A 25,261-nucleotide genomic window follows, 5' to 3' on the forward strand; every position below is an offset into this window, starting at 1 on the left:
GCCACCGCTCAGCGCCGACGCAGCGCGCGGTCGGCCAGGTCGTAGGCCATGCCGGCGACGTTCAGCACGACCACGGCCCACAGCCCCTCGGCGTTGTGGACGAACCATCCGTCGGCGACGGCGACGACCGTACCGCTGCTGCTGAGCACGGACACCGCCCGTACCGCCCGCGGCAGCCGGAGGGTCACGGTGCGGCCGCCGCGCGGAGAACCTTCGGTGGACATGGACGCTCCTCCTGTGGAGTTCCGGTCCGCTGCCCGAACTCCCGGAGATCGCCCGATTCCGGAAGCCTCGGCGTACGGAGGTGGTCGTGTCCGCACCGGGCGGCTGTCGAGCGAGCCGCCCGCGGGACACGGTGTCATCCGTTACTCCGCTCCCAGCGGCGCGCCGGCCGACGGCCGTGCTCAGCGCGTCACGCGTCCCCGTACGCCTCCGCGCCCACCTCGAACCCGGCCGTTCCGGCGGTCGCGTCGGCGAGCCAGGACCGGAAGGCGGGCAGGTCGGCGTCGGGCAGGCCGATCTCGATCGTGACGGCCTCGGCGTAGCGCACGTCGCGCACCGCGTGTCCGGTGGCGCGCAGTTCGTTCTGGAGCTTGCCGGCCCGCTGGTGGTCGACGGTGACCGTGGCGAGGCGGAAGCGGCGGCGGGTGCGGGTGCCCACGGCGTCGAGGGCCTCGCCGACCGCTCCGCCGTAGGCGCGGATCAGCCCGCCCGCGCCCAGCTTGACCCCGCCGTAGTAGCGGGTGACGACGGCGACGACGTACCGCATGTCGCGGCGGAGCAGCATCTGGAGCATGGGGAGGCCGGCGGTGCCGCCGGGTTCGCCGTCGTCGCTCGCCTTCTGCACCGAGGCGTCGGCGCCGACGACGTAGGCCCAGCAGTTGTGGCTGGCGTCGGCGTGCTCCTTGCGCACGGCGGCGACGAACTCCTGGGCCTCCCGCTCGGTGGCGGCCGGGGCGAGGGCGCACCGGAAACGGGAGCGGTTGACCTCGGTCTCGTGCGCACCCGGGCGGGCGACCGTGCGGTACTGGTCCTGCATCCCGCCACCCTATGCGTTCGGGCCCGGGGGAATCCGGACCGGCCGTCGTCGGTTGTCGCGGTGGGAAGCGTCCAGGAATGCAGGGAGGCCGCCGGTGTACGGCGACGAAGCGACAGTCCGCAAGATCCTCACCGAGTCGGGCGACACCTGGGCCGTGGTGGGCCTGTCGTCCAACCGGGCGCGCGCGGCCTACGGCGTCGCCGCCGTGCTGCGGCGTTTCGGCAAGCGGGTCGTCCCCGTCCATCCCAAGGCCGAGACGGTGCACGGGGAGCGGGGGTACGCCTCGCTCGCGGAGATCCCCTTCGACGTGGACGTGGTCGACGTGTTCGTCAACGGCGACCTCGCGGGTCCGGTCGCCGACGAGGCCGTGGCGAAGGGGGCGAAGGCGGTGTGGTTCCAGCTCGGCGTCGTCGACGAGGCGGCGTTCGCGCGCACCCGCGCGGCGGGGCTCGACATGGTCATGGACCGCTGCCCCGCCATCGAGATCCCCCGGCTGGGCTGAGCCCGGCGGCGGCCCGGGGTCAGGCGGTGCCCAGCCCCTCCAGGAGGTCGGCCGGCCCGCTCAGGACTCCGCGTCGAGCCTGGCCAGGCCCGCCACCGCCGCCTCGTCCAGTGCGGAGAGCGCGCGCAGTTGGCCGGGGGTGACCCCGTCGGGTATCGGCACCGGCGCCGGGGTGCGCAGCGGCGGCTGCCAGCCCTCGTCCGGGGTCCAGCTCCGCACCACGCGGGCGGGCGCCCCCGCCACCACGGCGTGGTCGGGCACCGTGCCGCGGACCACGGCGCCGGCCGCGACGACCACGTTCCGGCCGATCCTCGCGCCGGGCAGGATCACCGCGCCGGTGCCGATCCAGCAGCCGGGCCCGATCTCGACCGGCTCCATCCGGGGCCACTGCTTGCCGATGGGCTGGTGCGGATCGTCGTAGGAGTGGTTCGTGGAGGTGACGTAGACGTAGGGGCCGAAGTAGCAGTCGCTGCCGATGGTGACGGTGGTGTCGGCGATGACATGGCTGCCCCGGCCGAGGACGACGCCGTCGCCCAGGCGCAGGATCGGCTCCGGGCCGAGGTCGAGGTCGGGCATCAGACCGGCGGTCAGCGTGACCTGCTCGCCGATGATGCAGTGCGCGCCGATCCGGATCCAGGGTTCGCCGAAGACCGTGCCGAGCGGGAAGGCCAGCCGGGTGCCGGTGCCCAGCGCGCCGAAACGGAGCCGCCCGGGCCGCTCGGCGGTGACCGAACCGGCGCGCCGTGCCCAGGCCCAGCCCGCGTGGACGGCCCGCTGCGCGAGGCGGCGCCGCCAGGAGGAGAACGAGTTCTTGCGGTTCGGCACCCGCACACGGTACTCAGCGCGCCACCCGGCCACGGGACGGGAACGCTGTGATCTTCACCCCACCCGGTGGCGTACGGTGCCCTACGGCATCGGGCGACGCGCCCGGACCGACCCCGACCAGGAGGCGACGATGACGCACCAGGCCCTGATCACCGGCATCGGCGGCAAGGAACCGCGACTGGACCCGGAGGCGTTCGTGGCGCCGACCTCCTCGGTGATCGGGGACGTGACGCTGCACGCGGGGGCGAGTGTCTGGTACGGCGCGGTGCTCCGCGGCGACGTGGAGAGCATCACGGTCGGCGCGAGCAGCAACGTGCAGGACAACTGCACGCTCCACGCCGATCCCGGCTTCCCCGTCACCGTCGGCGCACGCGTCTCGGTCGGGCACAACGCCGTGGTGCACGGCGCGACCGTCGAGGACGACTGCCTGGTCGGCATGGGCGCGACCGTCCTGAACGGGGCGGTGATCGGCGCCGGTTCGCTGGTCGCCGCGCAGGCGCTGGTACCGCAGGGGATGCGGGTGCCCCCGGGCTCGCTGGTGGCGGGCGTACCCGCGAAGGTCCGGCGGGAGCTGACCCGGGAGGAGCGCGAGGGCCTCACCCTGAACGGCACGATGTACGCGGAGCTGGCGAAGGCGCACCGCGAGGTGCACGGGACGTCGTGAGCCGGGCGCGGGTCGGGCCGTGAGCCGGGCGCGGGTCAGTCGGTGGCCGGGACCGCCTCCGGCTCGGTCACCGCGTCCCCGCGCTCGGCGGCGGCCCGCGCGGCCTTGCGCCGCAGCACCAGCATCGAGGTGACGCCGATGAGCACCGCCGCGACCAGGCCCAGCCAGGAGAAGCGCTTGAGCCAGGACTCGGCGACGATGCCGACGTAGTAGATGACGGCGGTGGTGCCGCCGGCCCAGACGATGCCGCCGAGGACGTTGGCGATCAGGAACTTCCAGTACGGCATGTGCAGCACCCCGGCGAGCGGGCCCGCGAAGATGCGCAGCAGGGCGACGAAGCGGCCGAAGAACACCGCCCACATGCCCCACTTGTGGAAGGAGCGCTCGGCGGTGGCGACATGGCCCTCGCTGAAGTGCCGGGGGAACTTCCGGCCCAGCCAGGCCAGCAGCGGACGGCCGCCCTTGCGGCCGATGGCGTACCCGATGGAGTCGCCGACCACCGCGCCGACGGTGGCGCAGACGCCGAGGACCACCGGGTCGACGCCGGTGTGCTGGGACGACAGCAGCGCCGCCGACACCAGGATGATCTCGCCGGGCAGCGGGATGCCCAGGCTCTCCAGTCCGATGACCAGTCCCACCACGGCGTAGACCACTGCCGCGGGGACGGTGTCGAGCCACTCCTGGACGTGCAATGCCGGCTCCTTCGGTCAGCTCCCTGCTGCTCGGGGAAGCCTACTTGGTCGCCCGGGTCCCGCCACAGTCACGCTCGTCCGCAGCCTCGGGTCGCCCGGCGCTCCTGTCCCGCGCGCAGGGTGAGGCGGAGGTGGCCCGCCGTCGCCCGGACCGGCCGGGCCTCGGGGTCGCGCCGGTGCCGCGGCGCTGCCGGAACGGCTGCCCGGCCGTCCCGCCCCGCGCGGTGGTCCGCAGCCGGTGCGGGCCCGCGCCGAGCCGCAGGGTGCGACGGCGCACGGTGAGGCCGTCGGGCGCGGCGGTGACCAGGCCGCCGGCGAAGTACTCGGGGTGGCCGGGGGCGAGCGGGAAGAGGTCCTCGTCGCCGAGGCGGACCTCGGGGCGCTGCGGGGGCGGTGCGGAGCAGTGCGGGAGGAAGGTCCACTCGTCGTCCTCGGGGACGCTGCTCGGGGGTCTGCACGCACCATGCGACAGGACCGCCCCGGCCACCCGGCGGCACGCGTGCGCGCACCCACAGCTTCCTGCGAGGTCTCTCCCGGCTCACTCCCATCCGGCCGCGCCAGCATGGCCCGCATGATCGTCCCCCACACCCCGACCACGCCTCCCCCGGTCCGCACCCCCGTGCGCAAGGCGGTTGTCCCGGCCGCCGGTCTCGGCACCCGGTTCCTTCCCGCCACGAAGGCGACGCCCAAGGAGATGCTGCCGGTCGTCGACAAACCGGCCATCCAGTACGTCGTGGAGGAGGCCGCGGCGGCCGGGCTCGACGACATCCTGATGATCACCGGACGCCACAAGCGGGCCATCGAGGACCACTTCGACCACGCCTTCGAACTGGAGCAGACGCTCGCGGCGAAGGGCGACACGGTACGGCTGGACGCGGTCCGCGACCCGGCGCGGCTGGCGGACATCCACCACATCCGGCAGGGCGACCCGCTCGGCCTCGGCCACGCCGTGCTCTGCGCCCGTCGCCACGTCGGCGACCAGCCCTTCGCGGTGCTCCTCGGCGACGACCTGATCGACCCGCGCGAGACGCTCCTGGCCAGGATGCTCGACGTCCGCGACCGGCATGCCGGAAGCGTCGTCGCCCTGATGGAGGTGGACCCCGGCCAGGTCCACCTCTACGGCTGCGCGGCCGTCGAACCCACCGGGGAGAACGGGGTGGTGCGGGTCACCGGCCTGGTGGAGAAGCCCGCGGCCCACGAGGCACCGAGCCGTTACGCGGTCATCGGCCGCTACGTCCTCGACCCGGCCGTCTTCGACGTCCTGGAGTGCACCCCGGCCGGGCGCGGCGGCGAGATCCAGCTCACCGACGCCCTCCAGGAACTCGCCGCCGGCGGCACCGTGCACGGGGTGGTCTTCGACGGGCCGCGCTACGACACCGGCGACAAGGCCGAGTATCTGCGCACGGTCGTACGGCTGGCCTGCGCGCGCCCCGACCTCGGGCCCGGGTTCACGGCCTGGCTGACGGCGTTCGTGGCGGGGCTCGCGGGCGACGGCTCGCCCGCGAACCGCGGTGACCTCGCGGCCTGACCCCGGGAGGGCGGGCCCGGCACTTCCGGGAGAGCGGGCCCGGCACTTCCTTCGGGAGAGCCGGCCCGGCGCGGGTCTCAGCCGTTGGGCCGCAGCGTCCAGACGACCGTCATCTCCCCGGTGACGGCTCCGTCCTCGCGCCGGATGGCGACGCTCACCGGGAACTCGGGCCGCTCGCCCGCGTCGAGTTCCGCGATCACCTCGGCGATCGGGCGGCCCAGGGTCGCCGTCGCGGTGACCGGGCCCAGCGCGATCTTCTTGAACGCTATCTCCGCGTTGACGGGCAGCGGCACCGCCCGCGAGAGCTGGTCGCCGAAGGCGGCCAGCACGATGGCGCCGCTGGCCGACTCGCCGAGGGTGAACATCGCCCCGGCGTGCGGCCCGCCGACGTGGTTGCGGTACTCGCTCTGGTCCGGCAGGGCCAGCACGGCCTTCTCCGGAGTGGTCTCCAGGTACGCGAGGTTGAGGGTCCGCACCATCGGCACCGTGGCGGCGAGCAACTCGCCGATCGACATCTGGTCTGCGCTCATACCGACAGGTTACCCGCGAGTAGCATCCGGGGCCAGAGACGGCCGGGTGTGGAAGTCGTGGGGATACCTGGTTGGCACGGCGGCCCCGGCCCGGCGATAGTCGCCGGATGCCCTCCGACCGCGCCTCGCGCCGACGCCCCGCCTGGGCGGGCCGCAACTACACCGTGCTGACCGGCGCCACGGTGGTCACGAGCCTCGGCGGCAGCGGCGCGCTGATCGCCGCCGCCTTCGCGGTGCTGGAGAGCGGCGGCGACGGCGGCGACGTGGGCCTGGTGGCCGCCTCCCGCACCCTGCCGCTGGTGCTCTTCCTGCTGGTCGGCGGCGCGCTCGCGGACCGCCTCCCGCGGCACCGGGTGATGGTGGCGGCGAACACGCTCAGTTGCCTGTCGCAGGCCGCGTTCGCCGTGCTCGTCCTCGCCGGGGAGCCGAGGCTGTGGCAGATGATGCTGCTGGCCGCCCTGGGCGGCACCGGACAGGCGTTCTTCAGCCCGGCGGCGGAGGGCATGCTGATGTCCTCGGTCGAGGGCGAGCAGGCCGGCCGGGCCTTCGCCGTGTACCGGATGGCGATGCACGGGGCGGGACTGGGCGGCGCCGCGCTGGGCGGGGCGATGGTCGCGGCGGCCGGACCGGGCTGGGTGCTCGCGGCCGACGCGGTGGCCTTCGCCGGCGCGGCGGCGCTGCGGACCCTGCTCGACGTGAGCCACCTCCCGGCGCGCGCGCCGGGCGGCGGCCTCCTCGCCGACCTGCGGGACGGCTGGCGGGAGTTCAGCGGACGGCCGTGGCTGTGGGGGATCGTCGTCCAGTTCTCGATCGCCAACGCGGTGGTGGGCGCCGCCGAGGCGGTCTACGGGCCCCTCGTCGCCCGCGACCACCTGGGCGGGGCGGGACCCTGGGGGCTGGCGCTGGCCTGCTTCGGCGCCGGCACGGTGGCCGGCGCGCTGCTGATGACCCGCTGGAAACCGCGCCGCCTGCTGCTCGCCGGCACCCTCGGTGTCTTCCCGCTCGCCCTGCCCGCCGCCGCGCTGGCGGTACCGGTCCCGGTCGGCGCGCTGTGCGGCGTGCTGTTCCTGACCGGCGTGACCCTGGAGATCTTCGGCGTCTCCTGGATGACCGCCCTGCACCAGGAGATACCCGAGGAGAAGCTGTCCCGGATCTCCGCGTACGACTGGTTCGGCTCGATCGCGATGGTGCCGCTGGCGACCGCGCTGGCCGGCCCCAGCGAGTCGGCCTTCGGACGGGCCGCCTCGCTGTGGGGCTGCGCGGTGCTGGTCCTGCTGGTCACGGCGGCCGTGCTGCTGGTTCCGGACGTACGCGACCTGCGCCGCCGCACCGCACCCGTGACGGGCCGGGGCGCGGACGCCGCGAAGGGGTCAGCCGATGCCGAACGCCCCCTCGGGGGGCTCGGGTGAGGCGACCGCGTCCTCGTCCCGCACCGGCCGCGCCTGTCCGGTGAAGTCCCGCAGGGCGGCGCCGTGTGCCACCCGGGCCGGGAAGGCGTCGGCGGCGGTGCGCCGGGCCAGCGCGGCGACGTCGAGCGGGCGGTGGGCGGCCACGAGCACCGCGTTGCCGAAGCGGCGCCCGCGCAGCACCCCGGGTTCGGCGATCAGCAGCAACTCCTCGAAGCGGGCGGCGAAGGTGGCGAGCTGTGAACGCAGGAAGGCGAACGGCGCCGCGTCGGCGAGGTTGGCCAGGTAGACGCCGTCCTCCCGCAGCACCCGCGCGACCTCGTGGACGTAACCCCGCGAGGTGAGGTGTGCGGGGACGCGGGAGCCGCCGAAGACGTCGGCGACCAGTACGTCGGCCGAGTCCGCCGGGGCCGCGGCGAGCCAGTCGCGGGCGTCGGCCGCGTGCAGGGCGACCGCGGCGCCCGCGGGCAGCGGCAACTCCTCGGTGACCAGGTCCAGCAGGCCGCGGTCGAACTCCACCACGTCCTGCCGGGAGCCGGGCCGGGTCGCCGCCAGGTACCTGGGCAGGGTGAGCGCTCCCCCGCCCAGGTGCACCGCGTCCAGCGCGCGCCCCGGCTCCGCGACCGTGTCCAGGACGTGCCCGAGCCGCCGCGCGTACTCGAACTCCAGGTGCTCGGGCGCGTCCAGGTCGACGTACGACTGCGGGGCCCCGTCCACGGTCAGCAGCCAGGCCCGCTCGCGGTCGACGTCCGGCATGAGCTTGGCGGTGCCGTGGTCGGTGCGACGGGTGACGGGTATGGGCTCGTTCACCTCCTCATTGTGCGCGACCGGTCACGCCCGCCCCGCCGCCCCCGCCCGCCGCGCGGGGACGTCGGTCACGGTCCCGGCCCCGACGGTCCGCCCGCCCTCCCGGATCGCGAACCCCAGCCCCGGTTCCAGCGGTACCGCACGCCCCAGTTCGACGGTCATCGTCACCGTCTCCCCGGGCCGCGCGAGGCCCGCCGCACCGAGGTCGACCTCTCCGGCCACATTCGCCGTACGGAGGTGGAACTGCGGCCGGTACCCGGTCGCCACCGGCGTCGACCGCCCGCCCTCCCGCGCCGAGAGGACGTACACCCGCGCCTCGAAGCGGCGTCGCGGCAGCACGCTCCCCGGCGCGGCCACCACCTGCCCCCGCCGGACCGCGGCCCTCGGGACGCCGCGCAGCAGCAGCGCCACGCTGTCCCCGGCCTGCGCCTCGTCCATCGGCCTGCCGAAGGTCTCCAGGCCGGTGACCACCGTCTCGACGGACGTCCCGGGCACCTCGACCCGGTCGCCGGCCCGGACCGTGCCCCGCTCCACCGCACCGGTGACGACCGTGCCCCGCCCGGTGAGGGTGAGCACGTTCTCCACCGGCAGCAGGAAGGGCGCGTCCAGGTACCGCTCGGGCAGGGGCACGTACGTGTCCACCGCGTCGAGCAGCGCCTCCACCGACGCCGTCCAACGCGGGTGGCCGGCCAGCGCCTGCAGCCCCGAGACCCGTACCACGGGCGCGGCGTCGCCGCCGTAGCCGTGCGCGGTGAGCAGCTCACGGACCTCCAGTTCCACGAGGTCGGTCAGCACGGCGTCCTCGCCGTCGTGGACGGCGTCGGCCTTGTTCAGCGCCACCACGATGTGGTCCACGCCCACCTGCCGGGCGAGCAGGACGTGTTCGGCGGTCTGCGGCATGACCCCGTCCAGCGCGGAGACGACCAGGATCGCCCCGTCGAGCTGGGCGGCGCCGGCGACCATGTTCTTCACGTAGTCGGCGTGACCGGGCAGGTCGACGTGCGCGTAGTGCCGGGTGTCGGTCTCGTACTCGACGTGCGCGAGGTTGATGGTGATGCCGCGCGCGACCTCCTCCGGAGCCCGGTCGATGCGGTCGAACGGTACGAAGGCGGCGCCGCCGCGCCCGGCGAGGACCTTGGTGAGGGCGGCGGTCAGGGTGGTCTTGCCGTGGTCGACGTGGCCCATGGTGCCGATGTTGAGATGCGGTTTGGTGCGGACGTATGCCGTCCTGGGCATGGCGGTACCTCGAAGCCTCGCTGGTGAGGAGGGTGGGGACCCCGGTGGCCGGCCGACCCTCCCCCTGCGGGGTCCGCCGGACGTTCCGGGGAGAGTCAGCCTCGGGCGCCGTCGACGGCGGTCGGCAGGGCGTGGGCGGCAGCCTTCGGGGCACCCGCGGCGGCGGGTGCGTCGAGGACGAAGGCGCACCGGAACATGGGACGATCCTCGCCGAGGCGCCGTCCCGCGTCGAATGGTTTTCGGTGCCCGCGGGGCCGGTCGGACGGCCGGTGCGGGTGTGTTCCCGGACGCACCATACGGCGATCACACGTACATGTCGGTTAGTGTCGCTGGATGTTCGATGCCACCACCCGCTCTGGGGGCACCGCCACGGTCTCTCCCCGGACCGACACCGCGACCACCGCCGGGACCCCCCTCCCGGCCCGCCCGACAGGTCCCGCCGCCCGCGCGGCGCGGCTCCTGGTCTCGCCGTGGGCCCGGCTGTCCCTCCTCGTCCTCCTGCTCGCCTCGGCCGCCTCGGCCGTCCTGCTGCTCCAGCCGCAGAAACTGCTGATGCACGGCTGGCCACCACAGCTCGGCGGCGCCGCCGCGGCCCTCGCGTACGCACTCGCGTACGGCCTGTGCACCGTCGCGTTCGTCCCGCGCCCGCTGCTGAACCTGGCGGCCGGCGCCCTCTTCGGCTCCCAGTTCGGTCTGGGCTCGGCGCTGGCGGGCACGGTGCTCGGCGCCGGGATCGCCTTCTGCCTGGGCCGGGTGCTCGGACAGGAGGCGCTGCGCCCGCTGCTGCGCGGGAAGTGGCTGAGGGCCGCGGACGGCCAGCTCAGCCGGCACGGCTTCCGGTCCATGCTGGCGGCCCGCCTCTTCCCCGGCGTGCCGTTCGCCGCGGCGAACTACTGCGCCGCGGTCTCCCGCATGGGCCTGCTGCCGTTCCTGCTCGCGACCGCGCTCGGCTCGATCCCGAACACCGCCGCGTACGTCGTCGCCGGCGCCCGCGCCTCCACTCCGACCTCGCCGGCCTTCCTGATCGCGCTCGCCTGCATCGCCGTACCGGGTCTCGTCGGCGCGCTGGTCGCCTGGCGCAAGCGCCACCAGCTACGCGCCCGCTGACCTCGCATCCGGGCAGCCCCTGTGGCGGGGGCTTCACCCAGGGGCGCTACGCTGCCCACGACACACACGCACCTGATCATCCGCTCGCGGCGGCTCGGTGTGTCCATCGACCGTTGAACGATCGGCACTTGGACTCCGTAACCTCATGTCTTGGTTTGAATCCCTCATCCTCGGACTCGTCCAGGGGCTGACCGAGTTCCTTCCCGTCTCCTCCAGCGCGCACCTGCGGCTCACCGCGGCGTTCTCCGGCTGGCACGACCCGGGAGCGGCCTTCACCGCGATCACGCAGATCGGGACGGAGGCCGCCGTCCTGATCTACTTCCGCAAGGACATCGGGCGGATCATCTCCACCTGGAGCCGGTCGCTGGGGAACAAGTCCCTGCGCGGTGACCCGGACGCGCGCATGGGCTGGCTGGTGATCATCGGCTCGATCCCGATCGGCGTGCTCGGTCTGACGCTGAAGGACCAGATCGAGGGCCCCTTCCGTGACCTGCGGGTCACCGCCACCATGCTGGTGGTGGTCGGCATCGTCATCGGCGTCGCGGACCGGATGGCCGCGCGCGGCGAGAGCGGCGGCCGGCACCGCGCCGCCAAGCCGGGCAAGGAACTGTCCGACCTGACCGTCAAGGACGGCCTGATCTACGGCCTCTGCCAGGCGGCGGCGCTCGTCCCCGGCGTCTCCCGCTCCGGCGCGACCATCAGCGGCGGCCTCTTCATGGGCTACCGGCGCGAGGCAGCGGCCCGTTACTCGTTCCTGCTCGCCGTACCCGCGGTGCTCGCCTCGGGCCTGTTCGAGCTGAAGGACGCCATGGAGAGCGACCACGTCTCCTGGGGCCCGACGATCTTCGCCACGATCATCGCCTTCGCGGTCGGATATGTCGTCATCGCGTGGTTCATGAAGTTCATCTCCACCAAGAGCTTCATGCCGTTCGTCTACTACCGCGTCGCCCTCGGCATCGTGATCATCGTGCTGGTCAGCATGGGCGTGCTGTCACCGGACGCGGGGGAGCCGGCGCACTGAGGAGGGGGTTCCACCACCGGTTTTCGCTAGTGGCGACCTAGCGGAAACTCTCGGAAACTCGGCCTCATTCCGACCCGCTTTTCATGGTCATCTCCACCCTGCGGGGGCCTTCGTGTCGACACAACCAGGGCCAGGGTTCCACTCAGGGGGTCAGCCTGACCCTCGCCCTGGCCGCTTCCATCTAACGCGTGGCATATGCATTAGTCACGCGTTAATCGTTCACCCGTTCGAGTGACGTCTACGTTCTCTGCCGGAATGACAACCCGACCGTGATGGGCGCCGACCCTGGTGAGCTGATCCGACGGCCCGTCACCGGCACGACGGCCGACCGGTGACGGGCCCGCGGCCACCCGGGTTTCAGGGGGTAGCCGCACCCGCTGGCGCTCAGTTCACCGGCCCGCCAGCGGGGTCATGCCCTGCCGGTGCCGCGTCGGCGTGCGGCACCAGCAGGAGTCGAGGGGCTACCCCCGGGCGGGAGGCCAGTACCCGTCGCTGCCAGCCGTGTCGGCGAGGGCGTCGAGGTCTGTCACCGGCTGGACACCGTACAGGGCCACGACCTCGCGGGCGGCCAGCACCCACCGCAGCCGGGCGTCGTCCTCGTACGGGATCAGGTGCAGCTCGTCCTCGGCGTCCGGGGGGCCGGGCAGCGCCCGCAGGGCGGCGTCGTACAGGACGCCTGCGATGCCCCAGGACGGGACGCCCTGGGGGCCCTCGTCGCGGTAGCTCAGCCGCCCGTGCCGGACGACGAGGGGCGGCTTGGACATGGTCTCGCCGCTCCAAGGGGTGATGTACGGGACCTGCAGCCCCCGCCAGATCAGGGTCTCGGGCGTCATCGGCGGTGCTCCCGGACCAGGCGGTACAGAGTGTGGCCGGTCGGGCACAGGGACCGGTCCTCGCCGCACTGCTCGCACAGCGAGGAGTGCGCGAGCAAACCGTGGTGCGCGCGCTCCCCGACGTGCGGGCCGCACGCCCGGGGGAACCAGTGCCCGCCCATCGGGTCCTGCTGCTCGCCGAGGTCGACGGCCGTCTCGATGGTGAGCGCCTCCGGGCCCCACACGCAGGTGGCGCCGCGGGCCTGGTCGGCGTTGACCGCATCGCGTGGCGGCAGCGCGAGGATCTCCAGCACCTCGGCTGGTAGCTCTTGCACGCTGCTTGCTGGCTCGCTCATGGCGCCGCCTCCACGGTTGCGGTGATCTGGCTCATGCAAACGACCGTAGGAGGCGTGCAAGGGCACAACGCTCACAGATCTGTGAGCGTTGCGCGTGGACCTACAGCCCGACCCAGGCGGCCATGTAGGTCAGCGAGTCCGGCGTTCGGCGGGCCGTGTGAACGAGGCCACGGATCGTCTCCCGTGCGCCCGGGTGATACCGCGTCTGCTCTGGCGCCATTCGCCGGGCCGTGACCAGATGCTCCAGCGCCTGATCCGTCCGGCCGGTCTCCATCTCCGTCCGCGCCCGGTCAATCAGGAAGTGCGCCCGCCGCGACGTGGCCATCGCCGCCGGCAGCCGAACCCTGCGTGCCTGCTTCAGCGCATCGTCGTACTGCCCCATCTCCACTGCAGCGCTCACCTTGTGCAGCGTCACGTTTGCCGGACCGAAGCTGAGCCAGTGCACATCGCTGGCATCGCCGGTCTGTTTCGCGAGCGAGCCCGCCTCAGAAAGGTGACGCTTCACAGCCTCTCCGTCTCTCGCCCGGGCGCAGATGACCGATGCACCCAGATGGAGCTGGCCGGCCACCGCGAGGCTTTCCCGAGTCGTCTCCGCCTGCCCGACGATGTCGTGCCCCGAGGCGATCAGACGTTGGCCCATGACGTACTCGCCCTCGCGGAAGTAGGTCAGGGCGCGCATGTACTGGCGGACTGCTCCGAGGCACGGGTCGGACGCGCGCTCAGCAGCCCACGCCATGCGGTCCAGGGCGACTGCAGACAGGTCGTAGTACCCGAGCTTGACGGTGATGTCATGGGCCGTGCGGTACGTCGATGCAAGGGCCTGCCAGATGTCCGTTGACGGGCTCGTCCAAGCCGTGTGTGTCAGCTCGGCGATCGTGCCCGGGAGGGTGCGGGCCGCGTATCGCAGGTGCGTGGCCCGCACCGCCTCGCACAGCGTGTCTGCCTCACCGATGAGCGTGGCCGCCGGGCGAGCAGTCAGGTCTGGAATTGGGCCCAAGTCATAGAGGTCGAGGGACTCGCGGATCGGGCGCACGAGTTCGACGAGCCGGTCGTGCTGCATTTCGGTCACGTAAGGCTGTCCTGTCAGGACGGTGACGTCCACGCCAAGGGAGTGCGCGACCGTGGCGACGAAGTCCGCCGTGGCTGGGCGCGCGCCGCATTCCACCTGGTTCAGCAGGCTGTACGAGTACGGGATGCGGTCAGCGAGCTGGCGCTGAGTGAGCCTGGCCAGTCTCCGTTGCTCCCGGATGCGGGTTCCTGTGTGGTCGTCATCGGGTGAGGGCATACTGGTCTCCTCGTTCCGTAAAGCCACTCGGAACGGTACTCATGCAAGTGCATGGGAGTCAGCTTCCGCCCCCGAATTCTGTGCGAATCGGGGGCGGTTGCGTGCTGGCCTCTGCTCGTGATGCCCTGCCCTCTATGAGCGTCCTCTACCTTTTCGGCTCGGCCGCACCCCCGGTCCATGGCATCGCACAGCCCATTGCCGAGGCGCAGGCCCGCGGCTGGGACGTGTGCCTTGGCCTCACCCCGACGGCGGCCGACTGGTTGTCCGAGCAGACGAGCGAGCTGGAGGGGCTGACCGGGCATCCGGTGCGGTCCTCGTACAAGCGGCCGGGGGTGGCGGATGTGTGGCCGCGGGCTGACGTGATCGCGTTCGCGCCGGCCACGTTCAACTCGGTCAACGCGTGGGCGCTGGGGATCACCAGCAACTTCGTGGTCGGCGTCGTTGCGGAGGCGATCGGCAAGGGGATCCCGCTGGTGGCCATGCCCTGCGTGAACGCGGCGTACGTCCGGCACCGGCAGTTCGAGCGGTCGGTGGCCGAGCTGCGGGAGATGGGTGTCGACGTGCTGTACGGGGCTGGTGGGTTCGTGCCGAACGAGCCGGGGCAGGGTCGCCCGGGCGAGTACCCGTGGGGGCTGCTGCTGGACGCGGCTGGCCGAGTTCGGGCGTGACGAAACGGCCCCCGCCGCCCGCCCCGCAGGGCAGACGCCGGGGGCCGAGTCAGTCGATGCTGTACGGCACCAGCTCGCGCGGGATCTCCTCCGCGTCCGGGCATCACGGAACGGCGGCAGTGCCGGGCGGGCGCGCATCCGGGTGGGTAGCCGCCCGGTAGCGCGCTGTCAGCGCTTGCCCCTACGCTTGTCGCATGTCCCCCGATTCCCCCTCCCCTGGTTCCGTGCGGTCCGCCGCCGAGCTGAACGAGCGGATCCGTGCGCTGTGGCGCCGCGCGGGCGGATCACTCTCGGCCCGTGAGCGTGAGGAGTACGAGCTGCTGGTGGTGGAGTGGGCCGCCGCGATCCGCGGTGAGGTGATCGAAGCGGCCTGACCGCCCGCGGCCGTGTGCGGGGCGGGCCCTAGGATCGTGCCGTGGAGCATCTGACCTCGGTACCACCGCGACGCGGCCTCGTGATCTTCCTCAACGGCACGTCCAGTTCCGGCAAGTCCAGCATCGCGGCCGAACTGCTGCTCCTACTCGACGAGCCCTTCTTCCACCTGCCGGTCGACGCCTTCCACGCGATGCGCTCGTCGGCGCCCGTCCCCCCGGACCGGCTCCCCGCCGTACTGCACCGCACCTGGCAGGGATACCACCGGGCCGTCGCGGGGATGGCCGCCGCCGGCAACCACGTGATCGTCGACCATGTGCTGAGCGCCGAGTGGCGCCTCACGGACTGCCTCTCCCTGTTCGACCCGCGGGACGTCGTCTTCGTCGGCGTGCGCTGCCCCGCCGAGGAGTTGGAGCGGCGGGAGCGTGAGCGCGGCGACCGGCTCGTCGGGCTCGCCGCGCGCCAGCTCACGCAGGTGCACGCGCACGGCGTCTACGACCTCGAATGCGACACCGCGTCGGCCACGCCGGCCGAGTGCGCCCGGCGTATCGCGGAGTTCCTGCCCGGCCGGCCCGCGCCCACGGCCTTCGAGCGGCTGCGCGCGAGGCGCCGCGCCTCGTGAGGAGCGGGTCTCAGCGCCCGCCGGCCACCCGCAGTACCGCGCCGGTCGTGTAGGAGGCGTCCGGGGAGAGCAGCCACGCGACGGCCGCGGCGATCTCCTCCGCCCGGCCGGCCCGGCGCAGCGGGATGCCGGGGGCCATCCGTTCGACCCGGTCGGGGACGCCCATGGCGGCGTGCATGTCGGTGTCGACGAGACCGGGCGCGACCGCGTTGACGCGGATGCCGTCGGGGCCCAGTTCCTTGGAGAGACCCAGGGTGAAGGCGTCGACGGCGGCCTTGCTCGCCGCGTAGTGCACGTACTCGCCGGGGCTGCCGATGGTCGCGGCGCCGGAGGAGATGCTGACGATCGCGCCGCTCCCCCGGGCCACCATGAGCCGGGCGGCGCGCCGCGCGCACAGGAGCGTGCCGAGCACGTTGACGTCGAGGACCCGGCGCAGGTCCGCGGTGTCGCTGTCGGTGAGCCGTCCCACCGGGCCGGTCACCGCCGCGTTGTTCACCAGCCCCGTGACCGCCCCGAACCCCTCGGCCAGGTCGAACAGCCGGTCGACGTCCTCCTCCACCGAGGTGTCCACCCGCACGGTGAGGGCCCGCCCGCCGGCCTCGCGCACCCGCGCCGCCACCGCCCCGGCGGCGTCGGCGTCCCGGACGTACCCCACGACGACGTCGTGCCCGTCGGTCGCCAGGCGCCGGCAGATCGCCGCACCGATCCCCCGGCTGCCACCGGTCACCACCGTGACGGGACGTGTCATCACTGCCTCCCCTTGTGATCGATCATCGATCATTTTAGACGCAGAGGTGCGCCAGGTCGGCCTCCGGGATCCGCAACGGCGTCTCCTCCGGCAGCAGCCCGGCGGCCCGCTCCTCATCCGCTCGCGCTTCCAGCTCGCCGGTGTGGCGGGCGCGTATCTGGTGGCGGGGCGGCTGCCGGGCGTTCACGGGTGTCTGCTGGGCGGTCACGCCGGACAGCCTCGCGCCCGGCGCCCGTGCGGGGCCAGTGAATTTCGTCCGCGTGAGAACGGGGCCGTGATGTGGTCGACTGGGCTGGCGTCCGGCTGATGATCCGGATCGGCGGCGGCGCGCACGCCGGTGGTACCACGGGGTAGGGAGGCGCCCATGAAGACGCTCGGCCGCCGGTTCGCCTCCCCCTGGTGCCGCTCCCTGGCCTGTGTGGTCGCGGGTGCCCTGCCGGTGCTCGCCTTCCCGGCGCCGGCGCTGTGGTGGTGGGCCTGGGTCGCACTCGTCCCGTGGCTGCTGCTGGTCCGCTCGGAGCCGGCCGGGCGGCGGGCGGCGTACGACGGCTGGTGCGGCGGGTTCGGGTTCATGCTGGCGATGCACCACTGGCTGCTGCCGAACCTGCATGTGTTCACGTTCGTCCTCGCCGCGCTGGTCGGCGCGGTGTGGGCGCCCTGGGGGTGGCTGGTGCGGCGGCTGCTGGGCGGCGCGCCCTCGCGGGTCCGGGTGGCGGCGGCGCTCGTCGTGGTGCCGTCGGGGTGGCTGGCGATCGAGCTGGTCCGGTCCTGGCAGGGACTCGGCGGGCCGTGGGGGGTGCTCGGCGCGAGCCAGTGGCAGTCCGCCCCGGCGCTGCGGGTGGCCTCGGTCGGCGGCGTGTGGCTGATCAGCTTCCTGGTGGTGGCCGTCAATGTCGCCGTCGCCGTACTGGTCGCCGTGGACCGGGCCCGGGTGCCCGCCGTGGCCGGCCTGCTCGCCAGCGCCGCCATCGGCTCGGCGGCCTGGCTGTGGTCGCCGCGGCCCGACATCTCCGGGCAGGTCCGGATCGCCGTCGTCCAGCCCGGTGTGGTGGCGGGCGCCGCGAGCGCCGACCACCGTTTCGACCGGGAGGAGGAACTGACCCGGAAGCTGGCCGGCCGGGGCGCCGATCTGGTCGTGTGGGGGGAGAGCAGCGTCGGTTTCGACCTGGACGACCGCCCGGACACGGCCCGGCGGCTGGCGGCGCTGGCCCGCGACACCGGAGCCCCGATCCTGGTCAACGTGGACGCGCGGCGCTCGGACCGGCCCGGCATCTACAAGAGTTCGGTGCTCGTCGGCCCGGACGGACCGACCGGCGACCGCTACGACAAGATGCGGCTCGTCCCGTTCGGCGAGTACGTCCCGGCCCGCTCACTGCTCGGCTGGGCCACCTCCGTCGGCAAGGCGGCGGGCGAGGACCGTCGGCAGGGCACCCGGCAGGTGGTGATGGACGTGGGCGGCGGCCTGCGGGTCGGCCCGATGGTCTGCTTCGAGAGCGCCTTCCCCGACATGAGCCGCCATCTCGTCCAGGACGGCGCCGAAGTGCTGCTCGCGCAGTCCTCGACCTCGACCTTCCAGCACACCTGGGCGCCCGCGCAGCACGCGTCGCTGGGCGCGCTGCGCGCCGCGGAGACCGGCCGCCCGATGGCACACACCACGCTGACCGGGGTCTCCGCCGTGTACGACGCGAACGGCGCCCGGATCGGGGAGCGGCTCGGCACCGAGGTGAGCGCCGCACGGCTGTACGAGGTTCCGCTGGTGCGGGGCACCACCCTGTACGTCCGTCTCGGTGACTGGCCGCTCCACGGAGCCCTGCTGGTGCTCGCGGTCTGGGGCGCCGCCGAGGCCGTACGGGCGCTGCGGCTCAGGCGGAACGCTCCTGGACCGCGCGTACCACCCGCTCGCACAGCTCATGGGTCTCCAGCGCGTCCCGGGCACTGACCACCTCGCCCGCGCCGACCGCGCCGAGGAAGGCGAGCACCGCCTGTTCGATGCCGCGCTGCCGGGCGACCGGCACCCAGTCGCCGCGCCGCCGAACGGTCGGCTGGCCCTTGTGGTCGATCACCTCGGCGAGGTTGACCACCTGGCGCTTGGTGTCCTGCCCGGAGATTTCCAGGATCTCCTCGGCGGAGCCGCTGAGCCGGTTCATGACGCCGAGCGCGGTGAAGCCGTCCCCGGCGAGCTGGAGCACGACGTGGTGCAGGAGTCCGTCCTCGACCCGGGCGCGGACGGTGAGGTCGTCGACCGGCCCGGGCGCGAGGAACCGCAGGGTGTCCACGACGTGGATGAAGTCGTCGAGGATCATCGTGCGCGGCTCCTCGGGCAGCCCGGTGCGGTTCTTCTGCAGGAGGATCAGTTCGCGCGGGTGCTCGGCGCACTGCGCGTAGGCGGGGGCGTGGCGCCGGTTGAAGCCGACGGCGAGGCTCGTGCCCTGTTCCTCGGCGAGCGCCACCAGCCGCTCAGAGTCGGTGAGTGTGTAGGCGAGCGGCTTGTCGACGTAGGTGGGGACGCCGGCCCGGAGCAGCCGTTCCACGATCTGCGGGTGGACGTCGGTCGGCGCGTGCACGAAGGCGGCGTCGAGGTCCTGGGCGAGCAGCGCGTCGAGGTCGGCGTGGCGCCGGTCGGCCGGGAGGTGGAGGCTGTCGGCGACCTCGGTGAGGGTCGCGGGCGTCCGGGTCTGCAGGTGCAGTTCGACGCCGGGCCGGAAGGCGAGCACCGGGAGGTACGCCTTGCGCGCGATGTCGCCGAGTCCGATGCAGCCGACCTTCACGGGCGCTCTCCTGAGGTGTCGTCTTCCCACGGCCCCCGATCCGGGGCCGCCGCTCGGCAGCATACGGCGACCGCGGCGGAGGCCGGTCGGCTAGGGCCGGGAGGGAGCGCGGGACACGCGTCACGCACCATGTGGCGGAGGTCGGCCTCGGGTCGTCGTTCCCGCGCCGTCCGGGCGGGGTGCCGGGGGCCGGGCACCTGACGTCCCCGCCGTCAGGGGGCGGCGTCGGCCCGGGGATCACTCGTGCGGGGCAACCTCCGGTCGTCCGGCACCGCGCCGGGCGCCGCGGCCGACAGAGTGGCGCGGGTGTATCGAACGACGACCACCGCGACGCTCCTGGTGTCCGTGGCCCTCTCGGCCCTGACCGGCTGTGTGACGGTCCAGCGTCCCCCCGTCCCGGACCCGGCGACGTCCGGTGCCCGGCCTCCGGCACCCCGTCCGGACGGCCCGGCACGGCCCCGGGCCGTGCAGGCTCCCGCCGAGGAGGCGCTGGAGATGATCGGACCTGCCCGGGAGGGGAGGCCGGGGCGCGGGGGCGGTCCCGGTCACGCGGGCGAGAAGTCGCTCCGCGCGCCGGAGGGTGCCGCTTTGCCGCACCGGCGGCCTCCGGCGGAGGCGACCCGGCCGCGAGCCGCCCGGCCCGTGCCCCGCGAGCCGGAGCCCCGGACCGCACCGGAACGGCGCGCCCCGGCCCCCGGCTCCCCCGCCGCCCCCGGCGCCGCGCGGGGCGGCGGCGATGTGTGCGGTCTCGGACGGAAGTACGGCGGCTGGCGGGCGGGCAGTCCGGAGTCCGCCATCTGCGAGCGGACGTACGGCCGCTGAACCCGCCGCCTCGTCGGACCGCGCGGACGCCGCACGCGCGGCGCCCCCGGCTCCCCCGCCATCCCCGACTCCCCCGCCACACCTGCCGCCCCGCCGTCTCGTCGGGCGGGCGCCGCTCAGGGGCGCTGTCTCGGTGGTTCCCACGGGCCGTCCGGAGCACGGCCGGCCTCGTCCAGCCTGCGCTCCAGGGTGTCGATGGCGGCGCGGACGCCCAGGGTGTGGCGGTCCTCGCCGAGGATCTCGGCCGCGCGCCGGGCGCGCCACAGGTGCAGGCGGGCGGCCTCACGGCGGCCGAGCCGGTGGTAGTCGGCGGCCAAGTTCAGGTGGAGGGAGGGGGCGAGGGCGCGGGCGGCGAGCGCCCCCTCGTGGTGGCGCGGCCTGCCGTCGGTGAGTTCCTCCGCCGCCGACAGGGCCCTGAGGTCCCAGGCCAGTTCGTCCACGGGGTCGTCCTGGGCGTCGGCGAGGTAGTGGGCCACCGTGCAGCGGTGCAGGGGGTCGCCGTGCTCGCCGATCTCGTCCCACAGTTGGAGGTAGCGGTGCCGGGCCTCCTCGCGGTCGCCCGCGTGGTGCAGCATGACGGCCTGCCCGATCCGGGTCGGCACGGCGTCCGACGCCGTCTGCTCCTGCCCCTGGGCCACCGCGTCCTCCGTGTGCTGCGTGCCGTGTGCCGGCGCTGTCGCCCACGACGTTAGGCCCTGTCCGGCGGATCGCGGCGCAGACTCGGCGCGATCCGCCACCGGCCGGACCGGCCACGCCCGGGTCGGCCCGGGTCAGCCGAGGTCAACCCCGGTCAGCCCGGCTCAGCGCAGGTCAGCCCAGGTCGGGGATGGTCCAGTCGATCGGCTCGTGCCCCTGGGCGGCGACCGCCTCGTCGATCCGCGTGAACGGGCGGGACCCGAAGAACTTCTTCGCGGAGAGCGGCGAGGGATGCGCGCCCTTCACCACGACGTGCCGCGACTCGTCTATGAGCGGCAGCTTCTTCTGGGCGTAGTTGCCCCACAGTACGAAGACCGAAGGGTCGGGCCGCTCGGCCACCGCGCGGATCACCGCGTCGGTGAACAGCTCCCAGCCGCGGCCCTTGTGCGAGTTGGCCTCCCCCGCGCGGACCGTGAGCACCGCGTTGAGCAGCAGGACACCCTGCCGGGCCCACGGCATCAGATACCCGTTGTCCGGGATCGGGGTGCCCAGCTCCGCGTGCATCTCCTTGTAGATGTTGCGCAGGGACGGCGGGACGCGCACGCCGGGCCGCACCGAGAAGCACAGTCCGTGGCCCTGCCCCTCCCCGTGGTACGGGTCCTGGCCGAGGACAAGCACCTTGACCTGGTCGTACGGCGTGGCCTCCAGCGCGGCGAAGACCTCCTCGCGCGGGGGGTAGACGGGGCCCTTCGCCCGCTCCTCCTCGACGAACTCCGTCAGCTCCTTGAAGTAGGGCTTCTGCGGTTCGTCCCCCAGCACCTCGCGCCAGGACTCGGGCAGCATGGCGATGTCGGTCACGTCAATTCCCTTACGGTGTGCGGTCGCTTGCGTACCGCAGAACCTACAGGCGACCACTGACAACCGAGCGGGCCACCGGTGATCCGGGGCGCCGTTCCTTGCCGGAACGACGCCCTTCGGCAACCGGTCCGTCAGCCCACACCGCCGTTGAGGAAGATGCCGCCGTCGATCACCAGCGTCTGACCGGTGACCCACGCGGACTGCGCCGAGGTGAGGAACGCGGCGGCGCCCCCGATGTCGGAGGGCACCCCGAGCCGGCCCAGCGGGTAGGAGGCGGCCGCCTCCTCCTCCCGGCCCTCGTACAAGGCCTGGGCGAACTTGGTCTTCACCACGGCCGGGGCGATGGCGTTGACCCGTACCTTCGGCGCGAACTCGTGCGCGAGCTGGAGCGTCAGGTTGATCATCGCGGCCTTGCTGACGCCGTACGCGCCGATGAACGGCGAGGCCGAGACGCCCGCGACGGAGGCGATGTTGACGATCGCGCCGCCGTTCTCCTTCTGCCAGGCGTGCCAGGTGCGCTGGGCGAAGCCGAGCGCGGAGACGACGTTGGTCTCGAAGACCTTGCGCGCGACGTTCAGGTCGAGGTCGGCGATGGGCCCGAACACCGGATTGGTACCGGCGTTGTTGACCAGGAAGTCGACGCGGCCGAACGCCTCCATCGTGCGCTCGACGGCGGCGGCCTGGTGGTCCTCGTCGTGCGCCTTGCCGGCCACGCCGATGACCCGGTCGGCGCCGAGCTTCTCGACGGCCTCCTTCAGGGCGTCCTCGCCGCGGCCGGTGATGCAGACCCGGTCGCCGCGGGCGACGAGTTCCTCGGCGACGCCGTAGCCGATGCCCCGGCTGGCGCCGGTGACGAGGGCGACCTTGCCCGAGAGTGCGGGAAGTTCCACGGAAGTCATGTGTGTCCGTCCCCTAGTCGAGCGGTCCGCCGGCCACGTACAGCACCTGGCCGGAGACGAAACCGGCGGCCTCGCCGGTGAAGAAGGCGACGGCGTTGGCGATGTCGTCGGCCTCGCCGACGCGCTGCACCGGGATCTGGGTGGCGGCGGCGGCCTTGAAGTCCTCGAAGCCCATGCCGACGCGCTCGGCGGTCGCGGCGGTCATGTCGGTGGCGATGAAGCCGGGGGCGACCGCGTTGGCGGTGACGCCGAACTTGCCCAGCTCCTTGGCGAGGGTCTTGGTGAAGCCCTGCATACCGGCCTTGGCAGCGGAGTAGTTGACCTGGCCGCGGTTGCCGAGGGCGGAGGAGGAGGACAGGTTGACGATGCGGCCGAACTTGGCGTCCACCATGTGCTTCTGGCAGGCACGGGACATCAGGAAGGCGCCGCGCAGGTGGACGTTCATGACGGTGTCCCAGTCGGAGACGCTCATCTTGAACAGCAGGTTGTCACGGAGCACGCCCGCGTTGTTGACGAGGATCGTCGGGCCGCCCAGCTCCTCGGCGATCCTCGCGACGGCCGCCTCGACCTGAGCCTCGTCCGAGACGTCGCAGCCGACCGCGATCGCCTTGCCGCCGGCCGCCGTGATCTTCTCCACGGTGTCCTTGCAGGCGGCCTCGTCCAGGTCGATCACGGCGACCGCCCGGCCCTCGGCGGCCAGCCGTACGGCGGTGGCGGCGCCGATGCCGCGCGCGGCACCGGTGACTACGGCGACCCGCTGCTCAGTGGTGGACATGCTGCTCTCCTCGTCCTGGGGATGCGGCTGGGCGGCCCGCTCTGCGGTGAGCGACCGCTTAGTACCTTCAGCAGACGTGACGCTAGAAGCCCTGGCACCCGGTGTCAACGGGACACCGGCCCGGTGTGATCCATCCCCCCCCGGCCGGTGCCGTGCCGAAGGGCGGCCGTCGGCGGGGTCAGCGCACGAGCAGGTCGAGCAGCCGTTCCACCTCGGCGGCCGGGTCGGCGGTGAGGCCGGTGTGGACCGGACCGGGCTGCACGACCGTGGACCGGGGGGCGATCAGCCAGCGGAAGCGGCGGCCGGGGTCGTCGGCGGCGGCCTGCCCGGCGGACGCGCCGCCGCCGCACACCCTCTCGACGGCGTCCAGGGCGGCCCGTACTCCGGCGACGTCGGCCTGCGGGTCGAGGGCGAGCAGCCTGGCCTCGTCCAGGTGGGTGCGGGCGGCGACGAACGCCTTGGCGCGGCAGTACAGGAGCACTCCGGCGTTGACGCACTCGCCGCGCTCGACGCGGGGGACGACGCGCAGGAGGACGTACTCGAAGACGTCCCGCTCGTTGGTCTCGCCGCCCCGGATGATGTGGCGTTCGACCACGTGCCCGGCCATGTGGATGTGGCGTTCGCTGCTCACTTGTCCCCCTCGTCCGCGGTGTCCCGCTCGGCTCCGGTGCTCTCCCCGACTCCGGCGTTCCGTCCGGCTCCGGTGCCGCGTCCGACCCCGGCGTTCCGTCCGGCTCCGGTGCCGTGTCCGACTCCGGTGATCCGCTCGTGGACGCCGGCCGCCCGTGCGAGCAGTGGCCGCGCGTAGGCCCGCCTGAGGTCGTCCGGGGTGTCGAAGCCGGGTTCGTCGGTCAGCCAGGCGTCGGGGATCTCGGCGGTGACCTCGGCGAGGAGTTCCTCGGTGACGCGGGGGGCCAGCTCCGCGGCGGCGGCGCGCACGTCCGGCGCGAAGGAGGCCAGGGCGTGGTCGGAGGCGTCGTAGGGGCGGGCGGCGGAGGCTTCGGCGCCGGGCCAGTTGTGGTGCCAGATCATGGTGGCGCCGTGGTCGATGAGCCAGACGTCGCCCTGCCGTCGCAGCAGGTTGGGGTTGCGCCAGGAGCGGTCGACGTTGTTGACCAGCGCGTCGAACCAGACGATCCGCCCGGCCTCCTCGGGGCTCACCGGGAAGGCGAGCGGGTCGAAGCCGAGGGCGCCGGAGAGGAACTCCATGCCGAGGTTGGTGCCGCCGCTGGACCGCAGGAGTTCCTGCACCTGCGGGTCGGGTTCGCCGAGCCCCAGGACCGGGTCGAGGGTGAGCGTCACCAGGCCCGGCACGCGCAGGCCCAGCCGGCGGGCCAGTTCGCCGCAGACCACCTCGGCGACGAGCGTCTTGCGGCCCTGGCCCGCTCCGGTGAACTTCATGACGTACGTGCGGAAGTCGTCGCCCTCGACGAGTCCCGGCAGCGAGCCGCCCTCACGCAGGGGCGTGATGTAGCGGGTCGCGATGACTTCCTTGAGCATCGCCCCAGGTTACCGGCGCGCGACGGGCCGCCGGGGCGAGGTGCGCTCGCCCGGGCGGCCGTCCCCGCGCCCGTGCCGACAGGGGAACGACAGCCGTGGCTTACGTTCCTCCGACCGCCTACCGGCCAGCATCTCGACACGGTCCATGAACGGCACGTGCCCGGCGGCCGTACCCCACGGCAGCTCAGCTCCCGTGTCCACCCCCGGAAGGGAACATCGGCATGACCAGCACCTCGCTCACCTCCGCAGTGCGACCGGCCCGGCGAACCGTCGTGGCGGCGGCCGGAGCGGCGACCCTCGCCGCCGCGCTGACCGCGTGCGGCGGCTCCGACGACAGCGGGTCGGACCCGGCCGGCTCCACAGCGTCGGACTCGGCCGGTACCGAACAGGGCGACGACGCCGCCGGTGACGGCGGTTCAGCCGAAGGCGATGCGGGCGGCGGGACGGCCCTCGCGGCGACGTCCGACATCCCCGAGGGCGGCGGGAAGGTCTTCGCGGACCAGAAGGTGGTCGTCACCCAGCCCTCGGCGGGCGAGTTCAAGGCGTTCTCCGCGACCTGCACCCACCAGGGCTGCGTGGTGAAGGACGTCTCCGACGGCGTGATCAACTGCCCCTGCCACAACAGCAACTTCTCCGCCGCGGACGGCAGTGTGCGGAGCGGGCCCGCGCAGAAGCCGCTGCCCGCCGTACCGATCACCGTCAGCGGGGACTCCATCTCACTGGCCTGAGCACGGCCGAGGCGCACGGCGACGACGGCACTTGAGAGGACCCGGAAGGACCCGG

Annotated in this window: 32 protein-coding genes; 12 read left to right on the plus strand and 20 right to left on the minus strand. The window is 73.5% G+C overall.

Annotation, left to right across the window (positions count from 1 at the left end):
* Nucleotides 1-8 precede the first annotated feature (8 nt).
* Nucleotides 9-224, minus strand: a complete 216-nt coding sequence (locus ABEB00_RS27485) for a hypothetical protein (protein ID WP_345623070.1) — start codon at nt 222-224, stop codon at nt 9-11.
* Between the two features lie 188 nt (nt 225-412).
* The gene (locus tag ABEB00_RS27490) at nt 413-1,039 is read right to left on the minus strand and encodes a YigZ family protein (RefSeq protein ID WP_345623071.1); all 627 of its coding nucleotides are present in this window, start codon (nt 1,037-1,039) and stop codon (nt 413-415) included.
* Between the two features lie 94 nt (nt 1,040-1,133).
* Here ABEB00_RS27490 and ABEB00_RS27495 point away from each other — a divergent pair, with 94 nt between their 5' ends.
* Complete coding sequence (locus ABEB00_RS27495; protein ID WP_345623073.1) at nt 1,134-1,541, plus strand: CoA-binding protein; 408 nt, start codon at nt 1,134-1,136, stop codon at nt 1,539-1,541.
* Nucleotides 1,542-1,601: 60 nt separating this feature from the next.
* Here the strand turns inward: ABEB00_RS27495 and ABEB00_RS27500 are convergent, their stop codons facing one another.
* On the minus strand, nt 1,602-2,366 hold the full coding sequence (locus ABEB00_RS27500; protein WP_345623074.1) for an acyltransferase: 765 nt from the start codon (nt 2,364-2,366) through the stop codon (nt 1,602-1,604).
* 130 nt (nt 2,367-2,496) lie between these two features.
* Here ABEB00_RS27500 and ABEB00_RS27505 point away from each other — a divergent pair, with 130 nt between their 5' ends.
* Entirely contained in the window at nt 2,497-3,030 is a 534-nt protein-coding gene (locus tag ABEB00_RS27505) for a gamma carbonic anhydrase family protein (RefSeq protein WP_345623075.1), read from the plus strand.
* Nucleotides 3,031-3,065: 35 nt separating this feature from the next.
* On the opposite strand, the gene ABEB00_RS27510 is transcribed toward ABEB00_RS27505, so the two are convergent.
* The gene (locus ABEB00_RS27510; RefSeq protein ID WP_345623076.1) at nt 3,066-3,722 is read right to left on the minus strand and encodes a DedA family protein; all 657 of its coding nucleotides are present in this window, start codon (nt 3,720-3,722) and stop codon (nt 3,066-3,068) included.
* Between the two features lie 40 nt (nt 3,723-3,762).
* Nucleotides 3,763-4,209, minus strand: a complete 447-nt coding sequence (locus ABEB00_RS27515) for a hypothetical protein (protein ID WP_345623077.1) — start codon at nt 4,207-4,209, stop codon at nt 3,763-3,765.
* Nucleotides 4,210-4,293: 84 nt separating this feature from the next.
* Between ABEB00_RS27515 and galU the strand changes: the two genes are divergently transcribed.
* Complete coding sequence (gene galU / locus ABEB00_RS27520; RefSeq protein ID WP_345623078.1) at nt 4,294-5,250, plus strand: UTP--glucose-1-phosphate uridylyltransferase GalU; 957 nt, start codon at nt 4,294-4,296, stop codon at nt 5,248-5,250.
* A gap of 77 nt (nt 5,251-5,327) precedes the next feature.
* Here galU and ABEB00_RS27525 read toward each other — a convergent pair whose 3' ends face one another.
* Nucleotides 5,328-5,765, minus strand: coding sequence for a DUF4442 domain-containing protein (locus ABEB00_RS27525; protein ID WP_345623153.1), 438 nt, complete (start codon nt 5,763-5,765; stop codon nt 5,328-5,330).
* Between the two features lie 122 nt (nt 5,766-5,887).
* Between ABEB00_RS27525 and ABEB00_RS27530 the strand changes: the two genes are divergently transcribed.
* On the plus strand, nt 5,888-7,189 hold the full coding sequence (locus ABEB00_RS27530) for an MFS transporter (protein WP_345623079.1): 1,302 nt from the start codon (nt 5,888-5,890) through the stop codon (nt 7,187-7,189).
* Here the strand turns inward: ABEB00_RS27530 and ABEB00_RS27535 are convergent.
* On the minus strand, nt 7,151-7,996 hold the full coding sequence (locus tag ABEB00_RS27535; RefSeq protein WP_345623081.1) for a spermidine synthase: 846 nt from the start codon (nt 7,994-7,996) through the stop codon (nt 7,151-7,153). The genes ABEB00_RS27530 and ABEB00_RS27535 overlap by 39 nt on opposite strands.
* A gap of 21 nt (nt 7,997-8,017) precedes the next feature.
* The gene (gene tuf, locus ABEB00_RS27540; RefSeq protein ID WP_345623082.1) at nt 8,018-9,229 is read right to left on the minus strand and encodes an elongation factor Tu; all 1,212 of its coding nucleotides are present in this window, start codon (nt 9,227-9,229) and stop codon (nt 8,018-8,020) included.
* Nucleotides 9,230-9,562: 333 nt separating this feature from the next.
* Between tuf and ABEB00_RS27545 the strand changes: the two genes are divergently transcribed.
* Nucleotides 9,563-10,336, plus strand: a complete 774-nt coding sequence (locus ABEB00_RS27545; RefSeq protein WP_345623083.1) for a TVP38/TMEM64 family protein — start codon at nt 9,563-9,565, stop codon at nt 10,334-10,336.
* Nucleotides 10,337-10,481: 145 nt separating this feature from the next.
* On the plus strand, nt 10,482-11,357 hold the full coding sequence (locus ABEB00_RS27550; protein ID WP_345623084.1) for an undecaprenyl-diphosphate phosphatase: 876 nt from the start codon (nt 10,482-10,484) through the stop codon (nt 11,355-11,357).
* A 461-nt stretch (nt 11,358-11,818) separates the two neighbouring features.
* Here the strand turns inward: ABEB00_RS27550 and ABEB00_RS27555 are convergent, their stop codons facing one another.
* From ABEB00_RS27555 to ABEB00_RS27565, 3 genes are all read right to left on the minus strand, one after another.
* Complete coding sequence (locus ABEB00_RS27555; RefSeq protein ID WP_345623086.1) at nt 11,819-12,190, minus strand: hypothetical protein; 372 nt, start codon at nt 12,188-12,190, stop codon at nt 11,819-11,821.
* Nucleotides 12,187-12,525 (minus strand): hypothetical protein, encoded by a 339-nt coding sequence (locus tag ABEB00_RS27560; RefSeq protein WP_345623087.1) that lies wholly within the window; start codon nt 12,523-12,525, stop codon nt 12,187-12,189. The genes ABEB00_RS27555 and ABEB00_RS27560 overlap by 4 nt, the downstream gene beginning before the upstream one ends.
* Before the next feature lie 100 nt (nt 12,526-12,625).
* Entirely contained in the window at nt 12,626-13,810 is a 1,185-nt protein-coding gene (locus ABEB00_RS27565; protein WP_345623088.1) for a helix-turn-helix domain-containing protein, read from the minus strand.
* Between the two features lie 134 nt (nt 13,811-13,944).
* Between ABEB00_RS27565 and ABEB00_RS27570 the strand changes: the two genes are divergently transcribed.
* The 3 genes from ABEB00_RS27570 (at nt 13,945) to ABEB00_RS27580 (ending at nt 15,472) form a co-directional block, all read left to right on the plus strand.
* Nucleotides 13,945-14,478: a flavoprotein gene (locus tag ABEB00_RS27570; RefSeq protein WP_345623090.1), complete on the plus strand. Its 534-nt coding sequence runs from the start codon at nt 13,945-13,947 to the stop codon at nt 14,476-14,478.
* A gap of 194 nt (nt 14,479-14,672) precedes the next feature.
* Complete coding sequence (locus tag ABEB00_RS27575; protein ID WP_345623091.1) at nt 14,673-14,852, plus strand: hypothetical protein; 180 nt, start codon at nt 14,673-14,675, stop codon at nt 14,850-14,852.
* A gap of 41 nt (nt 14,853-14,893) precedes the next feature.
* Nucleotides 14,894-15,472, plus strand: coding sequence for a chloramphenicol phosphotransferase CPT family protein (locus ABEB00_RS27580; RefSeq protein WP_345623092.1), 579 nt, complete (start codon nt 14,894-14,896; stop codon nt 15,470-15,472).
* Nucleotides 15,473-15,482: 10 nt separating this feature from the next.
* Here the strand turns inward: ABEB00_RS27580 and ABEB00_RS27585 are convergent, their stop codons facing one another.
* Together ABEB00_RS27585 and ABEB00_RS27590 are read right to left on the minus strand one after the other, a co-directional pair.
* A complete protein-coding gene (locus tag ABEB00_RS27585; RefSeq protein ID WP_345623094.1) occupies nt 15,483-16,220 on the minus strand; it encodes an SDR family NAD(P)-dependent oxidoreductase in 738 nt (245 codons plus the stop codon).
* 34 nt (nt 16,221-16,254) lie between these two features.
* Nucleotides 16,255-16,428: a hypothetical protein gene (locus ABEB00_RS27590; RefSeq protein WP_345623095.1), complete on the minus strand. Its 174-nt coding sequence runs from the start codon at nt 16,426-16,428 to the stop codon at nt 16,255-16,257.
* Nucleotides 16,429-16,584: 156 nt separating this feature from the next.
* Here ABEB00_RS27590 and lnt point away from each other — a divergent pair, with 156 nt between their 5' ends.
* Nucleotides 16,585-18,159, plus strand: a complete 1,575-nt coding sequence (gene lnt, locus ABEB00_RS27595; protein ID WP_345623096.1) for an apolipoprotein N-acyltransferase — start codon at nt 16,585-16,587, stop codon at nt 18,157-18,159.
* On the opposite strand, the gene ABEB00_RS27600 is transcribed toward lnt, so the two are convergent.
* The gene (locus tag ABEB00_RS27600) at nt 18,083-18,988 is read right to left on the minus strand and encodes a Gfo/Idh/MocA family protein (protein WP_345623097.1); all 906 of its coding nucleotides are present in this window, start codon (nt 18,986-18,988) and stop codon (nt 18,083-18,085) included. The two genes, lnt and ABEB00_RS27600, sit on opposite strands and share 77 nt — an antisense overlap.
* Before the next feature lie 306 nt (nt 18,989-19,294).
* Between ABEB00_RS27600 and ABEB00_RS27605 the strand changes: the two genes are divergently transcribed.
* A complete protein-coding gene (locus tag ABEB00_RS27605; protein WP_345623098.1) occupies nt 19,295-19,810 on the plus strand; it encodes a hypothetical protein in 516 nt (171 codons plus the stop codon).
* Nucleotides 19,811-19,926: 116 nt separating this feature from the next.
* Here the strand turns inward: ABEB00_RS27605 and ABEB00_RS27610 are convergent, their stop codons facing one another.
* The 6 genes from ABEB00_RS27610 to ABEB00_RS27635 form a co-directional block, all read right to left on the minus strand.
* Nucleotides 19,927-20,448 carry a hypothetical protein gene (locus tag ABEB00_RS27610; RefSeq protein ID WP_345623099.1) on the minus strand — a complete coding sequence of 174 codons (522 nt, stop codon included), beginning with the start codon at nt 20,446-20,448 and terminating at the stop codon, nt 19,927-19,929.
* A 172-nt stretch (nt 20,449-20,620) separates the two neighbouring features.
* The gene (ung, locus tag ABEB00_RS27615) at nt 20,621-21,304 is read right to left on the minus strand and encodes a uracil-DNA glycosylase (RefSeq protein WP_345623100.1); all 684 of its coding nucleotides are present in this window, start codon (nt 21,302-21,304) and stop codon (nt 20,621-20,623) included.
* Nucleotides 21,305-21,435: 131 nt separating this feature from the next.
* A complete protein-coding gene (locus ABEB00_RS27620; protein ID WP_345623101.1) occupies nt 21,436-22,203 on the minus strand; it encodes an SDR family oxidoreductase in 768 nt (255 codons plus the stop codon).
* A 13-nt stretch (nt 22,204-22,216) separates the two neighbouring features.
* Entirely contained in the window at nt 22,217-22,978 is a 762-nt protein-coding gene (fabG, locus tag ABEB00_RS27625; RefSeq protein ID WP_345623103.1) for a 3-oxoacyl-ACP reductase FabG, read from the minus strand.
* A gap of 178 nt (nt 22,979-23,156) precedes the next feature.
* Entirely contained in the window at nt 23,157-23,585 is a 429-nt protein-coding gene (locus ABEB00_RS27630) for a DUF3037 domain-containing protein (RefSeq protein ID WP_345623155.1), read from the minus strand.
* A gap of 20 nt (nt 23,586-23,605) precedes the next feature.
* Complete coding sequence (locus tag ABEB00_RS27635; RefSeq protein ID WP_345623104.1) at nt 23,606-24,478, minus strand: HipA family kinase; 873 nt, start codon at nt 24,476-24,478, stop codon at nt 23,606-23,608.
* Nucleotides 24,479-24,699: 221 nt separating this feature from the next.
* Between ABEB00_RS27635 and ABEB00_RS27640 the strand changes: the two genes are divergently transcribed.
* Nucleotides 24,700-25,206, plus strand: coding sequence for a Rieske (2Fe-2S) protein (locus tag ABEB00_RS27640; protein WP_345623105.1), 507 nt, complete (start codon nt 24,700-24,702; stop codon nt 25,204-25,206).
* Nucleotides 25,207-25,261 lie beyond the last annotated feature (55 nt).

Source organism: Streptomyces ziwulingensis (assembly GCF_039542605.1).
In the GTDB taxonomy this organism is placed as follows: domain Bacteria; phylum Actinomycetota; class Actinomycetes; order Streptomycetales; family Streptomycetaceae; genus Streptomyces; species Streptomyces ziwulingensis.

What these genes read in the sequence shown, in the direction of transcription:
- ABEB00_RS27485 (WP_345623070.1), bottom strand. Translation starts at nt 224, where the DNA reads ATGTCCACCGAAGGTTCTCCGCGCGGCGGCCGCACCGTGACCCTCCGG.
- ABEB00_RS27570 (WP_345623090.1), top strand. Translation starts at nt 13,945, where the DNA reads ATGAGCGTCCTCTACCTTTTCGGCTCGGCCGCACCCCCGGTCCATGGC.
- ABEB00_RS27560 (WP_345623087.1), bottom strand. Translation starts at nt 12,525, where the DNA reads ATGAGCGAGCCAGCAAGCAGCGTGCAAGAGCTACCAGCCGAGGTGCTG.
- fabG (WP_345623103.1), bottom strand. Translation starts at nt 22,978, where the DNA reads ATGTCCACCACTGAGCAGCGGGTCGCCGTAGTCACCGGTGCCGCGCGC.
- ABEB00_RS27550 (WP_345623084.1), top strand. Translation starts at nt 10,482, where the DNA reads ATGTCTTGGTTTGAATCCCTCATCCTCGGACTCGTCCAGGGGCTGACC.
- ABEB00_RS27555 (WP_345623086.1), bottom strand. Translation starts at nt 12,190, where the DNA reads ATGACGCCCGAGACCCTGATCTGGCGGGGGCTGCAGGTCCCGTACATC.
- lnt (WP_345623096.1), top strand. Translation starts at nt 16,585, where the DNA reads ATGAAGACGCTCGGCCGCCGGTTCGCCTCCCCCTGGTGCCGCTCCCTG.
- ABEB00_RS27640 (WP_345623105.1), top strand. Translation starts at nt 24,700, where the DNA reads ATGACCAGCACCTCGCTCACCTCCGCAGTGCGACCGGCCCGGCGAACC.
- ABEB00_RS27490 (WP_345623071.1), bottom strand. Translation starts at nt 1,039, where the DNA reads ATGCAGGACCAGTACCGCACGGTCGCCCGCCCGGGTGCGCACGAGACC.
- ABEB00_RS27585 (WP_345623094.1), bottom strand. Translation starts at nt 16,220, where the DNA reads ATGACACGTCCCGTCACGGTGGTGACCGGTGGCAGCCGGGGGATCGGT.
- ABEB00_RS27620 (WP_345623101.1), bottom strand. Translation starts at nt 22,203, where the DNA reads ATGACTTCCGTGGAACTTCCCGCACTCTCGGGCAAGGTCGCCCTCGTC.
- galU (WP_345623078.1), top strand. Translation starts at nt 4,294, where the DNA reads ATGATCGTCCCCCACACCCCGACCACGCCTCCCCCGGTCCGCACCCCC.
- ABEB00_RS27565 (WP_345623088.1), bottom strand. Translation starts at nt 13,810, where the DNA reads ATGCCCTCACCCGATGACGACCACACAGGAACCCGCATCCGGGAGCAA.
- ABEB00_RS27525 (WP_345623153.1), bottom strand. Translation starts at nt 5,765, where the DNA reads ATGTCGATCGGCGAGTTGCTCGCCGCCACGGTGCCGATGGTGCGGACC.
- ABEB00_RS27505 (WP_345623075.1), top strand. Translation starts at nt 2,497, where the DNA reads ATGACGCACCAGGCCCTGATCACCGGCATCGGCGGCAAGGAACCGCGA.
- tuf (WP_345623082.1), bottom strand. Translation starts at nt 9,229, where the DNA reads ATGCCCAGGACGGCATACGTCCGCACCAAACCGCATCTCAACATCGGC.
- ABEB00_RS27530 (WP_345623079.1), top strand. Translation starts at nt 5,888, where the DNA reads ATGCCCTCCGACCGCGCCTCGCGCCGACGCCCCGCCTGGGCGGGCCGC.
- ABEB00_RS27575 (WP_345623091.1), top strand. Translation starts at nt 14,673, where the DNA reads ATGTCCCCCGATTCCCCCTCCCCTGGTTCCGTGCGGTCCGCCGCCGAG.
- ABEB00_RS27630 (WP_345623155.1), bottom strand. Translation starts at nt 23,585, where the DNA reads ATGGCCGGGCACGTGGTCGAACGCCACATCATCCGGGGCGGCGAGACC.
- ABEB00_RS27545 (WP_345623083.1), top strand. Translation starts at nt 9,563, where the DNA reads ATGTTCGATGCCACCACCCGCTCTGGGGGCACCGCCACGGTCTCTCCC.
- ABEB00_RS27635 (WP_345623104.1), bottom strand. Translation starts at nt 24,478, where the DNA reads ATGCTCAAGGAAGTCATCGCGACCCGCTACATCACGCCCCTGCGTGAG.